This is a genomic window from Ruegeria sp. AWH4_226, from assembly GCF_056159225.1.
On sequence record NZ_JBSWUU010000001.1, the window covers coordinates 905388 to 919621 of the forward strand.

The 14234-nt window shown below is 56.0% G+C and carries 10 protein-coding genes; 4 read left to right on the top strand and 6 right to left on the bottom strand.

What is annotated here, in order from left to right; all coding sequences use genetic code 11:
* Positions 1–25: 25 nt before the first annotated feature.
* Positions 26–2050: a transketolase gene (gene tkt, locus ACXAET_RS04350; RefSeq protein ID WP_475181639.1), complete on the bottom strand. Its 2025-nt coding sequence runs from the start codon at positions 2048–2050 to the stop codon at positions 26–28.
* Between the two features lie 236 nt (positions 2051–2286).
* On the opposite strand from tkt, the gene ACXAET_RS04355 reads away from it, so the two are divergent.
* From ACXAET_RS04355 to ACXAET_RS04365, 3 genes are read left to right on the top strand one after another with little or no spacing between them, the layout of a single operon-like run.
* A complete protein-coding gene (locus ACXAET_RS04355) occupies positions 2287–3096 on the top strand; it encodes a hypothetical protein (RefSeq protein ID WP_475181642.1) in 810 nt (269 codons plus the stop codon).
* On the top strand, positions 3096–3491 hold the full coding sequence (locus ACXAET_RS04360) for a cell division protein ZapA (protein ID WP_475181645.1): 396 nt from the start codon (positions 3096–3098) through the stop codon (positions 3489–3491). The genes ACXAET_RS04355 and ACXAET_RS04360 overlap by 1 nt, the downstream gene beginning before the upstream one ends.
* Positions 3488–3841 (top strand): MliC family protein, encoded by a 354-nt coding sequence (locus ACXAET_RS04365; protein ID WP_475181650.1) that lies wholly within the window; start codon positions 3488–3490, stop codon positions 3839–3841. The genes ACXAET_RS04360 and ACXAET_RS04365 overlap by 4 nt, the downstream gene beginning before the upstream one ends.
* On the opposite strand, the gene grxD is transcribed toward ACXAET_RS04365, so the two are convergent.
* The 5 genes from grxD to ACXAET_RS04390 form a co-directional block, all read right to left on the bottom strand.
* Complete coding sequence (grxD, locus tag ACXAET_RS04370) at positions 3842–4204, bottom strand: Grx4 family monothiol glutaredoxin (protein WP_475181653.1); 363 nt, start codon at positions 4202–4204, stop codon at positions 3842–3844.
* Positions 4205–4456: 252 nt separating this feature from the next.
* The gene (locus ACXAET_RS04375) at positions 4457–4693 is read right to left on the bottom strand and encodes a BolA/IbaG family iron-sulfur metabolism protein (protein ID WP_117869058.1); all 237 of its coding nucleotides are present in this window, start codon (positions 4691–4693) and stop codon (positions 4457–4459) included.
* 134 nt (positions 4694–4827) lie between these two features.
* Positions 4828–6987 carry a phosphoribosylformylglycinamidine synthase subunit PurL gene (gene purL / locus ACXAET_RS04380; protein WP_475181656.1) on the bottom strand — a complete coding sequence of 720 codons (2160 nt, stop codon included), beginning with the start codon at positions 6985–6987 and terminating at the stop codon, positions 4828–4830.
* 160 nt (positions 6988–7147) lie between these two features.
* Positions 7148–9433: a mechanosensitive ion channel family protein gene (locus ACXAET_RS04385; protein ID WP_475181661.1), complete on the bottom strand. Its 2286-nt coding sequence runs from the start codon at positions 9431–9433 to the stop codon at positions 7148–7150.
* Positions 9434–9712: 279 nt separating this feature from the next.
* On the bottom strand, positions 9713–10621 hold the full coding sequence (locus ACXAET_RS04390) for a LysR family transcriptional regulator (protein ID WP_475181665.1): 909 nt from the start codon (positions 10619–10621) through the stop codon (positions 9713–9715).
* 169 nt (positions 10622–10790) lie between these two features.
* On the opposite strand from ACXAET_RS04390, the gene ACXAET_RS04395 reads away from it, so the two are divergent.
* Complete coding sequence (locus ACXAET_RS04395; protein ID WP_475181668.1) at positions 10791–14210, top strand: indolepyruvate ferredoxin oxidoreductase family protein; 3420 nt, start codon at positions 10791–10793, stop codon at positions 14208–14210.
* Positions 14211–14234 lie beyond the last annotated feature (24 nt).

The window sequence follows — 14234 nt, forward strand, 5'->3', positions numbered from 1 at the left end:
CCCTTTGCTTGTTTTCTGAACGGGTTTAAAGCCCAAGCAAGTCCTTGACCTTGGCCACTGTTGCCTCGGCCGTTATGCCGAAATGCTTGTACAATTCACCTGCAGGGGCTGATGCACCAAAGCTCGACATGCCGATAAACCCGGCCTTTGCCTCACGGCCACGCTCACCCAATAGCCAACGGTCCCAGCCACCAGCGCGAACAGCGGCCTCGATGCCAACACGCACAGGACCTGCTGGCAGTACGCGCTTGCGGTAGGCCTCGTCTTGCCGCGCGAAAAGTTCCATGCAGGGCATGGAGACGACGCGGGTGCCGATGCCTTCGGCTTCAAGCATCGCTTTGGCTTCCATCGCCAGCGAAACCTCAGAGCCCGTGGCGATCAAGATCGCCTGACGCTTGGCGTCCGCTTCTGCCAGCACGTAAGCGCCCTGAGCAACCATGTTCTTGGTCTTGTGCTGGGTGCGCACGGTCGGCACCCCCTGACGCGTCAGTGACAGGACCGAGGGGCTGTTCTGGAAGCTCAGTGCCAATTCCCAGGCTTCTGCGGTTTCAATGGTATCCGCGGGGCGGAACACATAGGTGTTCGGCGTTGCGCGCGAGATGGCCAGATGTTCAACCGGCTGGTGGGTCGGGCCATCTTCACCGAGGCCAATCGAGTCATGTGTCATCACGAAAACCGACGGGATTTTCATCAGCGCCGCCAAACGCATCGCCGGGCGTGCATAGTCGGTGAAGGCCATGAAGGTGCCACCATAGGGACGGATACCGCCGTGCAAGGCCATGCCGTTCATTGCAGCGGCCATGCCGTGTTCGCGGATACCGTAGTGGATGTAGCGACCCTTGCGATTCTCCGGCAGGAATACGCCCATGTCTGCGGATTTGGTGTTGTTCGAACCGGTCAGGTCGGCCGAGCCGCCCACGGTCTCGGTCATGATCGGGTTCACGACATTCAGAACTTTCTCGGACGAGGCGCGCGTGGCCAGTTTCGGCTGCTCTTCCGACATCTGCTTTTTAAATGCGCGGATCGCACCCGCGAGTCTTTTGGGCGCTTCGAACGCGTATGCACGGTTGAATTCCGCCTGCTTACGCTCGGACAGCTCGGCGAACCGCTCTTCCCATGCTGCCCGTTCGGTTGTACCGCGGGTACCGATGGACTCCCATGCGGACTTTACCGACGCAGGAACTTCGAACGGGCCATGCGGCCAGCCATAGCCGTCTTTGGCCGCCTTCAACTGGTCTTGATCGGTCAGGGCGCCATGGCCTTTTGATGTATCCTGCGCCGCGTGACCCAGAGCTATGTGGCTTTCACACGCGATCATGGTCGGTTTGTTCGATTTTTTTGCCTGCACGATGGCCGCATCGATCGCCTTCGGGTCATGACCGTCGATCTCTATCACATGCCAGCCAGAAGCTGCGAACCGGCGCACCTGATCGGTGCGATCAGCGATATCAACGGTACCATCGATGGTGATGTTGTTGTTGTCCCAAAAGACGATCAGCTTGCTCAGTTCGTGGCGACCGGCCAGGGTGATGGCCTCTTGGCTGACGCCTTCCATAAGGCAGCCGTCGCCCGCGATCACATAGGTATAGTGATCGACGACCTTCTTGCCGTAATGCGCGCGCTGGATTTCCTCGGCCATTGCAAAACCGACAGCATTCGCAATGCCCTGGCCCAGCGGCCCGGTTGTGGTTTCAATCCCGTTGATCAGAAAGTTTTCCGGATGGCCCGCAGTTTTTGCACCCAACTGTCTGAAATTCTTGATCTCGTCCAGTGTCACATCCGCATGACCTGTCAGGTACAGCAGCGAATAAACCAGCATCGAGCCGTGACCTGCCGACAGAATAAACCGGTCGCGGTCGGGCCAGTTTGGGGCAGAGGCGTCGAACTTCAGGTGCTTTTCGAACAGTACGGTCGCGACGTCGGCCATGCCCATCGGCATGCCGGAATGGCCAGAATTGGCGGCAGCGACGGCGTCAAGGGTCAGGGTGCGGATGGCCGCAGCTTTGTCCCAGTGTTCAGGGTTTGCATTGCGCAGCGCAGTCAGGTCCACGGGCGTTGTTCCTTTGGATTACAGGCAGATGGGCCGCTCAATACCATCCACCCCCCAAAGTGCAAGCGGAACCCCGCGTTTTAATGCCAGTATGGTTCAAGAAAACAGCCCAAGCCGTTGAAAGCAAACAGTGGGTATTTTCAGTACCGTTAGGATACACTAGGGCAAGTTGCGGCCGAAATTGATTCGGACAAACCCGCGATAGAAACGAACCTTGGGTAAGAGGTGGCAGGGGCATGAGCCAGATCGAAGAACTACAGCGCCGTATTGTTGCCGCGATGGATCGGATCGGGACCGGTGTCGACACGCTACTGGATGCGACGCTGGATGCGGCTCCAGCTGACAGTGGTGGGGATGACGCTCTTCGCGCAGCGCTGGAGGATGAACGTATCGCCAATGCGCAGTTGGAAGAGCGGCTTAAAGTTCTGAAAGAACGCCATGAGCAGGAAGCTGACGCGATGCGCGCAGAACTGGAAAGCCTGCGAACGGCACCAGCGGGCGACACCGAAAGCGCTGCATTGCAAGAGCAACTGGCTGAGGCGCATGAAAAAATTGCGGCGGTCGAGGCCGCACGCGCCGAACTTGCTGAGGCCAAGGCGGCGCTTGAAAACCAGGACGAGCTTGAGGCTTTGAAATCCGAGAATGCACAGCTGAAAGCCGTTGCCGCCTCGGCCGAGGAATTTAAAGCCGAGAATGCCCGTCTGCGGGCCGAATTGGCAGATAGTGAGCGCGTGACCGAACTGAGCGCTGAGCTGGATATGCTGCGCGCCGAGCGGTCAAGCCACGGCGCAGCGATGTCACGGTTGGATGACGATTTGCAGCGGATGCGCAAGGCGAACGAACAGCTGCGCCGGTCGATTGACGAGTTGCGAGAAGCGGCAGAAGACGGCGTGCCTGATGCGGATCTGCTAAATCGCGCAACGGTTGCCGAGCTTGAGGCAACCCGTGCCGCACAGGCGACGGATGCCGCCGAAGCGCGTGCGGTTCTCGCCCGGCTTGAACCATTGCTGTCCAAAGCGAAACTTGCGGAAGGAGAGGTTGAATAATGCCCGAAGTAACGATCCAAATCGGTGGGCGCGGTTTTGACGTCTCGTGCCAGGAGGGGGAAGAGCCATTCCTGCATTCTGCAGCCAAGATGCTGGATGATGAGGCGCAAATTTTGTCCGATCAGATCGGACGCATGCCCGAATCCCGTATGCTGCTGATGGCAGGTCTGATGCTGGCCGATAAGGTGGCTGGTACAGATGACAGGATCAAAGCGCTTGAGGCCAAGCTGGCCGAGGTCGAGGCCGAATTGCAAGCCGTTAAGAACATGCCGCAACCCGAACCAGAGCGGTTTGAGGTCGCCGTGGTGCCACCATCAGTGACGGATACGCTAGCAGAGGTTGCCGCTCGGGCAGAGGCGATTGCATCCGTGATCGAGGAGAGGTCCGCCGGATGAACGCACTGAAACCGGCGGCTGTTGTTGCGCTGTTCGCACTGCCGCCAGCGGTGGCATCCGCTGACATGGATATTCTGCCGGTTACATTCACTTGTGAGAACGGTGTTGAACTGAAAGTCGCCTATTTCAACGCGACAGACGGGTCGAGTGCAGCGGCGATGGTGTTAGACAATCAGTTGGTCACACTGCGCCAAGTCCCGAGTGGCTCGGGCATCCGCTATGAATCAGATGGCAGTGCTGGCACATACATATTGCGATCGAAAGGTTGGGACGCGAACGTCAGTTTCCTGGCGACAGGTTCAGATGCCGCCAGTGAACAGGTTGTTTTGGAAGGCTGTGAAAGCCGCTGATCAGGCGTTTGCTTCGCGGATCTTGTCGGCTGCGTCCTTATTGTAGCCAACACCGTTATCGTCAAACAAGGTGTCCAGCTCACCAGACAAGGTCATCTCGGTGATGATGTCGCAGCCGCCTACGAATTCGCCCTTTACATAAAGCTGGGGAACGGTCGGCCAATCGGAATAGTCCTTGATGCCCTGGCGAACATTTTCATCGGCCAGCACGTTCACGTCGGTGTACTCGACACCCATAAAGTTCAAAACACCAGCCACGCGCGACGAGAACCCGCATTGAGGCATCTCTTTCGTGCCTTTCATATACAGCACGACATCGTTGGCTTTGACCGTATCGTCAATTTGGGTCTTCACATCAGTCATTTCGCGTTTCCTTTGCTCTTCGGCATCATCGCTTTGGCATAGTCTTGAGGATCATTCGGGACGCGGTATTGCGTGGAATGTCCACCGCCGGACCCGCCTGAGTCATAAATTGTAAAAATCGTGCGATATCCCAATCCTGGACGAGTTCCTCGTTTGGAATGGGGGTCATTTTTAGATCGGCTTCGTGCCAATAGGGCCGTCAAAACAATAACGGCCGCGATACCGACAACGATGCCAAGTCCAAGATCCATTTTATTCCGGCACTTTGGTTGTTAAAGCCAGCGCATGCAACTCCCCGTCCGGGCCATCCATTTTTCCCTTCAACGCGGCATAGACTGCACGCTGTTGCTGAACCCGGTTTTTGCCGCGAAAGCTTTCGTCCACCACCATGGCGGACATATGAACACCATCCTGACCGCCGACCTGTATCTCAGCATCAGGAAAGGCTTCGCGCAGCAGGTGTTCGATTTCGTGGGCGCTCATCGGCATGTAGGTAACTCCAGAAGGTCTTTCCCAAGATGTAGAGCGCCCGGACGGGGCGCGCAAGGGTGTGATAGGGGGCTGAAAATCACAAAACCTGCGCAAGTTGTGCACAGGTTTTGTGATGCGGTCGCGATTCAATATCAGGCCACGGCTGCTGCAAAACTTCTACGGAACGTATCCGCAAGGTCAGTGAGCGCGGCTTCAGAGGTTCCGATCTTGACAGTGTCACCAGTGAAGCGTCCAACAGACACCAGCGGGACACCGGCCTGGCCTGCTGCGATCATCAAAGCCTCGGCCTGATCAAAATTACATGCGATCAGATAGCGGGCCTGATCTTCGCCGAACAGGAACTCGGTCGACGCCTCGTCCAGATGGATACCGACACCAGCAGATTCGGCCAGTTCAAACGCCGCCAGGGCAAGCCCGCCGTCGCCAAGATCAGTACATGCCTTGATCAACTCGCGGTTTTCACGGACGAAGTCGCCGTTACGCTTTTCTGCTTCCAGATCAACATGAGGCGCATCCCCGTCTTCGCGGTTGAAAACCTCAGCAAGCAGGGCCGATTGACCAAGATGGCCGTGAGTATCTCCGATTACTAGCGCGACGTGCCCTTCGCGGACTTCGGTGCCGATGATCTCATCCGTATGATTCAGCAAACCTACCGCGCCGATGGTTGGCGTAGGCAGGATCGCCTGACCGTCAGTTTCGTTATAAAGCGAGACATTGCCCGAAACGATTGGCATATCCAGTGCTGCGACGGCCTCGCCGATACCCTTGATCGCACCGACGAACTGACCCATGATCTCGGGCTTTTCAGGATTGCCGAAGTTCAGGTTATCGGTGGTCGCCAGCGGTTTGGCCCCAACGGCGGTCAGGTTTCGATAGGCTTCGGCCACCGCCTGTTTGCCACCCTCGACTGGGTTTGCCCGGACATAGCGTGGTGTGACGTCGCTGGTGAAAGCCAACGCCTTGTCAGTTCCGTGAACGCGGACCATGCCAGCACCTAAACCGGGCGTGCGGGCAGTATCAGCCATTACCATCGTGTCATACTGTTCGTACACCCACTGCTTGCCGGCATAGTTGGGGGAAGAGAGCAGGGCGCGCAGACCATCAATTGGGTCGATCTGAGGCACTTCGGCCAGCTCCTCAGCCGCCGGTGTCGGCACCCACGGGCGGTCATACTCTGGCGCGGTGGAGGACAGCTTAGACAGGACCAAATCCGCTTTGACCTCTCCGTTGTGGACAATCAAAAAGCGGTCTTCGGCAATGGTTTCACCAACGATGGCGAAATCCAGATCCCATTTTTCGAAGACGGCGCGGGCCTCAGCCTCAAGCTCAGGCTTCAGCACCATGAGCATGCGTTCCTGCGATTCAGACAGCATCATCTCATACGCTGTCATGTTCTCTTCGCGCTGGGGTACATTCTCCAGATCAAGACGAACGCCCAGACCACCCTTGTCCCCCATTTCAACGGCAGAACAGGTCAGGCCAGCGGCGCCCATGTCCTGAATCGAGATCACGGCGCCTGTCCGCATCAGCTCTAGTGTGGCTTCCATCAAGCGTTTTTCGGTGAACGGGTCACCTACCTGTACGGTCGGGCGCTTTTCTTCAATCGTGTCGTCGAATTCAGCCGATGCCATCGTTGCTCCGCCGACGCCATCGCGACCGGTTTTTGCGCCCAGGTAAACCACCGGCATACCCACGCCGGACGCTGCCGAATAGAAAATTTTGTCGCTGTCAGCCAGACCTGCAGCAAAGGCATTCACAAGGCAGTTGCCGTTGTATGCGGGATGGAATCGCACCTCACCGCCGACGCAAGGCACGCCGAAGCAATTGCCATACCCACCGATGCCTTCGACCACGCCGTTGACGAGCTGGCGTGTCTTGTGGTGGTCAGGCTCACCAAACGAGAGGGCATTCATCGAAGCAATCGGCCGCGCGCCCATGGTGAACACATCGCGCAGAATACCTCCGACACCGGTCGCGGCACCCTGATATGGTTCGATGTACGAGGGGTGGTTGTGGCTTTCCATCTTGAAAACAACGGCTTGCCCATCCCCAATATCGACAACGCCTGCGTTTTCACCCGGTCCACAGATCACCTGAGGGCCAGAGGTCGGCAAGGTGCGGAGCCATTTCTTCGACGATTTGTATGAGCAGTGCTCGTTCCACATGGCGGAGAAAATGCCCAGCTCGGTGAAGGTCGGCTCGCGCCCGATGATCTCAAGGATCATGTCGTATTCTTCGGGCTTCAATCCGTGGGCGGCAATCAGATCCGGTGTGATGGCGGGCTCTTGCATCGTCTGTCCTGTTCTCAAGGTGGCCGAGATTGCGCGCGTTTTAGGGCAAGGCCGCGTCGGTGGAAAGGGTTAAGACCAACCGCATCGGGTTTCCTGGGGCAATCCGATAAAAAAGGCCGTCCTCGGGACGGCCCTTTGACTATTTGCAATGGCATTTAGGTTACTTGGGCGCGCCGTGTTCCGAGCCGGGTTTCTGCGCTTGCTGCTCAACTTGTTGATTGACGGCTTCGCCCGCTGCAGCCCCGATCGCGGCCTTTTGCTCTTCGCTCAAGTGGTCGGCGTCGTCCAAACCGGGAATCGCAACGCGAACCTCGCGCCGCGCAAAATCAATCCCGTTTTCATTGAACGCGGCCTTAACGCGGTTAAAGATTTCTTTGCGCAGGGTGAACTGTTTGCCGGGCTTGGCCATAAATTTGCCTCGGATGATCATGCCGACGTCGTCGAAGTCAAACACACCCTGAGATTTAAAGGGCTGAAGGAAACCGTCCTTGAAGGCTTCGTCCGCCATCATCTCGGCCCCGATCTTCTTGAAAATCTTCTTCACTTTGTTGGGGTCAGTGTCGAAGGGTACGGTGAATTTCAGCTTCATGATGACCCAGTCGCGGCTGTAATTCGTCAGCTTTTGAATCTCACCGTAAGGAATGGTGTGAACGGGACCGCGATGATGGCGCAGTTGCATCGAACGGATCGAAATTTTTTCGACCGTGCCAGTCGTGCCGCCAACGTCGACATATTCGCCCACCCGGAAAGCATCATCGACCAGAAAGAAAATCCCGCCAACGATATCGGCAACCAGCTTTTGCGCACCAAAACCGATGGCCAGACCCAGTACACCGGCACCGGCAAGCAGCGGTGTGATATTGATACCCAACGCCCCAAGCGCCAGCAAAACAAAGATCACGGCGATGGCAACCTGGGCCGTTACGCGCAGAAGGGGTAAAACGGTCGCAAGGCGCGAGCCGCCCGAGCCACCGCCTTCTCCGGCTTCTGCGTCGGGGCTCTGCTCGGCTTCGGTTTGCTCTCTTGCCAGACGGCGGTTGATCCAGAGTGAGACAAGTTCATTCAGGATGTACCCGACAGCGATAATAATGAAGAACTGGATCAATCTTCCGCCAGCTTCCTCTCGACCGCCCGCGATTTCTCCAAGGTCAAGATCCCATGCTCTTGCGATCATGAGAATGATCAATATGCCCGCAAGAACTCGGCCAATTCGGATATAGCTGCGTTTGGTGGATTTGTAGGCTCTCTCAGCCACACGGCCTTCACCTTGCATCGGAGGTTGCAGATGACGCACCAAGCCGCGGATCACAGTGTCCAGCGCGGGCGCGATCAGCAGCCAGAACATGGTGGCGAAATGCGCCCCCTGAACCAGCAGTGCGATTTTCATCGGATCACGCTGCGCGGCAAGGAATTCAACAAGCAGCCAAAATACTACTGAAACACCGATAGCGAAATACGGATAGTAACGGGCAACCTCTTCGTCGAATTTTGTGTGGTCAGGATCTGTGCCAAGCATCATTTGCGACAGCCCCTCGCGCGCAGTCCATGCGATGATACCGATGTAAATGTGGATTGCAGCATTCAGCCAGAAACCGATGCGCGTTTCGTCGCCCGTAATTCCGTTCAAAGCGTTAAACCGCAGAATAAACAGCGTAAATCCTATCAGGATCAGAAGTCCGACCAAATTTCGATACAGGTACTTCGCCCAATGATCATCGATATTCACCAAGCGGAAATGAGGCTTGGTAGGGGCCAGAATAAACCGAGAAGCGGCGGCTCCGAGGCGGGGAACCCAAATCAAGTAAAACACGAAGGGTGCGGCGTAGGTGAGTTGCTCGGGCGTTAGCAGTCCTCGCCCCAAGGCTCGGATGACCACATAGAAAACTACCAAACCGGCAATCTCGCGGCAAAAGCGATTGAACAAATAGCTGACCGCACCCCAAAGATCGTTTTCATCAGCCGGTTCAGGCCTGTTTCGCCAGTTTCGAGTGAGCAAGCCGAACAGCTTTTCGGCGATCAGCCCGGCGACAAGAACACTCAGAACCAAACCCAACAGAACAAAGACACCGTTTGTTCCGAAAGTTCCGATAAAGTTGCCGACTGCCTGCGTCTGTGCGGTAAATAAATTGGGCACGGTGACCGCCACATCAGTCCATGAAGCCACCATTGCGGCCCATATCTCGCCGATTTCCGTTATCGGATCTTCTCGCTCTGCCTCTTCGGCCTGGTTTTGTTCGGCAACTGCGTCCAACCGCTCAAGCAGGATGGCGCGGACCTGGTCATCGGACATGCGCGCGACAAGATCATCTACTTGTTCCGGCGTCAGATCTTGGGGAATGCTGACCGTGCCCGAAGAACTGGGCGCTTCATTTTCCTGCGCAAATGCAGGATGGAAAAAGAAACAAATTGAGAAGATCGCCAGGAAAAGGCGAACAGGAGTAAGCATCGAATCTGTCCTCGAACACGCAACTTTATAAATTTTACGTGATCATAAGAATAAGTGCCCGGGAATCATAGATGTTTTGCCCTTTGTACGCGGCGCGCGTTGCCTAAAGGCAAAAAAAGGGCCGAGCACTAAGCTCGGCCGTAGTCCAACAGGGAGGTATGAAGATGATGAGCGTTTCGGCATCATCGCCTTCGATTGCTCATTTAGGGGTCAGTTTGTTAACGATCAAGACATTTCAGATTGATCGTTGGTCATGTCCGCTATGCCATCTGTGCATAGCTAGAGTTTTCCCATTTGCTTCAACTGCTTGCGCTGTTCAATGATCTCATCCTGAACGAAATCGCGAAAGGCTGCGACGCGTTTCGAATGGCGCAACTCTTCTGGGTAGGCGAGGTAAACAGGAACATCTGCACTTTCGATATCGGGCAGGATGGGAACGACATTGGGCAACCCATGGGTGACATAGTCGGGCAGTACGCCGATACCCAGATGGTGCAATACGCCTTGCAAGACACCGAAATAGTTGTTGACGGTCAGCAGTGAGCCCGGGTTGTAAGTCATCAAATGCCGAACCATGGCTGCGCTGGCACCAACTTGCGGGGCCGCAGGTGTTTGGCAGATCAATCGGTGGTGCTCGATGTCCTCCAGAGAGGCGGGCATACCTCCGCGCGTGTCGAGATATTCCTGCGTCGCGTAAAGCTGCATTTGCACCGTCATGAGGCGCTTGCGAACCAGATCCGCCTGGCTGGGTTCTTTCATGCGAATGGCGACGTCAGCCTCGCGCATCGGCAAGTCCAACACACGTTCTTCCAACATCAGGTCGATGTTCAAGTCAGGATATTGTTCGTAAAGTTTCGGAAGGCGCGGGGCCAGCCACAGGGTGCCGAACCCAAATGTCGTTGTCACCCGCAAGACCCCGAACACCTCTTCCTCGCTGTCACGGATGCGCGCTGCGGCCGCATCCAGGCGCTTCGACATGGCTGAAGTCGCATCAAACAGCAGCTCGCCTTGTTCGGTCAGGATCAACCCCCGTGCGTGGCGGTGGAACAGAGTCGAATCAAGCGACTCTTCTAAGGCTCTGATCTGTCGGCTGACCGCTGACTGAGACAGATTCAGCTTATCACCCGCATGAGTCAGGCTGCCCGCATCCGCAACTGCGTGAAATATCCTAAGCTTGTCCCAATCCATCGCCGCAACTTTCGTTATCCTTCGGAAGGCCTATATGAAATAGGTAACAACTTCTACATTCAAACACTGAAATCCTTGGGATACTGAGGATAAATACTATACAGGTCAGAAATTATGACCTAAAATGGACACAAATGCAGCACACTGATCTGACGAGGGGAGACGTCTGATGAGTCAGCCAAAAATATCGCTGAACGACAGATTTGATTTGGATAAAAGCCCCGTTCTTTTGAACGGCACACAAGCGCTTGTGCGCCTGATGCTGATGCAGAAGGCACGGGATACACAGGCGGGCTTAAACACGGCAGGTCTGGTGACTGGATATCGTGGCTCACCGCTGGGCGCAGTGGACACGCAGATGACGCGGGCGCAGAAACGGCTGGCGGAAAGCGACGTCACCTTTCAATACGGTCTGAACGAGGACCTTGCCGCAACCGCGCTTTGGGGAAGCCAGCAGGCAGGGCTGCGCGGGGATGGCCGGTTTGATGGCGTGTTCGGTCTTTGGTACGGAAAAGGCCCCGGTGTTGATCGGTCGGGCGACGTGATGCGCCATGCCAACATGGCGGGTACGGCCAAGCACGGTGGCGTGCTGATGGCGATGGGGGACGACCATACCGGCGAAAGCTCGACCGTTTTGCACCAGTCCGAATGGTCGCTGGTCGATATGTACATGCCGGTCGTCAGCCCCGCTGGTGTGCAGGAAATTCTGGATTATGGCATCTACGGCTTTGCACTCAGCCGGTTTGCCGGGGTCTGGGTTGGTCTGAAGACGATGAAAGACACGATCGAGGTTACGTCGGTTGTGGATGGAAGCGTTGACCGGATGAATCTGGTTGTACCCGACTTCAGCATGCCCGAAGGCGGTTTGAACATCCGGTTGGGCGACACACCGCATCTGCAAGAAGCGCGCATTATCGACTATAAACGCTTTGCGGCCGAAACGTTTTCGCACGCAAACAAGATGGACAAGCGTGTCTGGGGTAAGCCCGGAGCCAAGATAGGCTTTGTTGCGGCAGGTAAAAACTGGCTTGACCTTATGCACGCCATGTCACTGTTGAATATTGATGCCGAAGAAGCTGAGCGGTTGGGGATCACCACGTACAAAATCGGTCAGACCTTCCCATTGGATATGTCCGGTTTCCATGACTGGGCCGAAGGGCTGGACCTAGTTGTTATCGTGGAAGAAAAGCGAAAGCTGATCGAGGTTCAGGTCAAAGAAGCCATCTTTGATGACCGTCGGGGGCGTCGTGTCTACGGGTGGTACAAAGGCGGGGCCGGGACCTTGCACCGCGAGGAGCTGTTCCCCACACGTGGCGCACTTGATCCGAACATGATCGCTGAGAAACTGGGTGAAATCCTGATAGAAGAGGGTCGCGATACGGATGGCGTTCGCGCAGGTTTGGCCAAGCTATCCGAGGCGCGCCGAGCGGACAACGCCGAAGAAATCGCGACGCGATTACCGTATTTCTGCTCGGGCTGTCCTCATAACAGCTCAACCAAAGTCCCGGATGGCAGCCGTGCCTATGCCGGTATCGGCTGTCACTACATGGTGCAATGGATGGACCGGGAAACAACCGGGTTCACACAGATGGGCGGCGAAGGAGCCAACTGGATTGGTGAAGCGCCGTTTTCGACCACCAAACACGTGTTCCAGAACCTTGGCGACGGCACGTATAACCACTCGGGCGTGCAGGCAATCCGTGCCGCGCTTGCCGCAGGTACGAACATCACCTTTAAAATCCTGTATAACGACGCCGTCGCAATGACCGGAGGGCAAGAGAACGAAGGTGATTTGACCGCTGAGAGGATCGTCGCCGAGGTCACGGCGATGGGCGTACAGCACGTGGCAGTGGTGTATGACGAAAAAGAAGACGTGAACTTCAAGGCTCTGCCGTCAGGTGTCGAGACAACTGAACGCGCTAAGTTAATGCAGGTTCAGGAGCGTTTCCGCGAAATCGCGGGCGTCTCGGTTATCGTATACGTGCAAACTTGTGCCGCCGAAAAACGCCGCCGGCGCAAGCGCGGTACTTTCCCCGATCCGGACAAACGCGTATTTATCAACACCGATATTTGCGAAGGCTGCGGTGATTGTGGGGTGCAATCGAACTGTGTTTCGATCGTTCCGAAAGAAACCGAATTGGGGCGCAAGCGTGCGATTGACCAATCAAGCTGCAACAAGGATTTTTCTTGCCTCAAGGGCTTTTGCCCGTCGTTTGTAACGTTGGAAGGCGCAAAAATCCGTAAAGAAGCCACGACTGAGATTGATCTACCTCACCTGCAGGAACCCGTGCTGCCGGAAATCGAAGGAACGCACAACGTTGTGATCACAGGGGTTGGTGGCACTGGCGTGGTGACGTTGGGTGCGGTCCTGGCACAGGCAGCGCAGATAGACGGCAAGGGCGCAGGCATGATGGAGATGGCGGGACTGGCCCAAAAGGGTGGTGCCGTACATATACATTGCCGCCTTGCAAATAAGCCCGAAGATATCAGCGCTATTCGTGTTGCGACAGGCGAGGCGCACGCATTGATCGGTGGTGATTTGGTTGTTTCGGCCGGTGCGAAGACACTGGGGCTGACACGTACCGGACAAACCGGCGCGGTGGTCAACAACCATGAAACAGTAACAGGTGACTTCACCCGCGATACCGGTTTCCGCATTCCCGGAGATCGGCTTGAACTGGCTTTGCAGGCACGGTTGAAAGAAGGCGTCTCTTTGTTCGATGCGACTGAACTGGCGCGCGCGGTGATGGGAGACTCGATTTATTCTAACATGATGGTTTTTGGTGCTGCTTGGCAGCGGGGTTTACTGCCGATCAGCCACGGCGCCATGATGCAGGCTATCGAATTGAACGGTACTGCTGTTGAACGGAACAAACGCGCGTTTGACATCGGGCGTTGGGCGGTTTTGCATCCATCCGAAGTGGAGGCAATTCTTAAGCCTAATCTGTCAGAAATGCCGAAAACACTGGATCAAAAGATCGACTATCGCGCGGCACACCTGACTGCGTATCAAAGCAACCGTTTAGCCAAACGTTATCGCGAATTCGTGGAAAGGTTTGACGATACTCAGGTCCGGAAAGCCGTGGCAAAAGGGTATCATAAGCTTCTGTCTTACAAGGATGAATACGAAGTTGCCCGACTGATGCTGGACAGCCGCGACAAGGCGTCAGCCGAATTTGATGGAGACTTCAAAATGACGTTCCATCTGGCTCCTCCCATTCTGGGCGGGAAAGGTCCGGATGGACGCCCCAAAAAGCGCGCATTTGGTGAGTGGATGCTGACGCCAATGAAGCTCTTGGCTAAGCTGAAAGTCCTTCGCGGCACGCCGCTGGATATCTTCAGCTATAGCGAAGAACGCCGAATGGAGCGTGATCTGATCAAGCAATACGAGCGTGATTTCAAAGAGGTGGAGCCCTTGATTAATGCGCAAACCCGCGACGCGGTGATCGCTTTGGCGCAACTTCCGCTGGATATCCGAGGTTTCGGTCCGGTTTTGCGGGCGAATGAGGCAAAGGCCGCCAAAAGGCGTGAAGAATTGTTGAGTATCATTAAAGGCGGAGGTCCCGAGCTGCGCGCCGCTGCTGAATAAATCGTCACAGGCGTGTCACGAAAC

Excerpts from the sequence above, each read along its gene's own strand:
- ACXAET_RS04360 (WP_475181645.1), top strand. The coding sequence starts at position 3,096 with ATGCCCGAAGTAACGATCCAAATCGGTGGGCGCGGTTTTGACGTCTCG.
- ACXAET_RS04385 (WP_475181661.1), bottom strand. The coding sequence starts at position 9,433 with ATGCTTACTCCTGTTCGCCTTTTCCTGGCGATCTTCTCAATTTGTTTC.
- ACXAET_RS04355 (WP_475181642.1), top strand. The coding sequence starts at position 2,287 with ATGAGCCAGATCGAAGAACTACAGCGCCGTATTGTTGCCGCGATGGAT.
- ACXAET_RS04395 (WP_475181668.1), top strand. The coding sequence starts at position 10,791 with ATGAGTCAGCCAAAAATATCGCTGAACGACAGATTTGATTTGGATAAA.
- ACXAET_RS04365 (WP_475181650.1), top strand. The coding sequence starts at position 3,488 with ATGAACGCACTGAAACCGGCGGCTGTTGTTGCGCTGTTCGCACTGCCG.
- ACXAET_RS04375 (WP_117869058.1), bottom strand. The coding sequence starts at position 4,693 with ATGCCGATGAGCGCCCACGAAATCGAACACCTGCTGCGCGAAGCCTTT.
- grxD (WP_475181653.1), bottom strand. The coding sequence starts at position 4,204 with ATGACTGATGTGAAGACCCAAATTGACGATACGGTCAAAGCCAACGAT.
- purL (WP_475181656.1), bottom strand. The coding sequence starts at position 6,987 with ATGCAAGAGCCCGCCATCACACCGGATCTGATTGCCGCCCACGGATTG.
- ACXAET_RS04390 (WP_475181665.1), bottom strand. The coding sequence starts at position 10,621 with ATGGATTGGGACAAGCTTAGGATATTTCACGCAGTTGCGGATGCGGGC.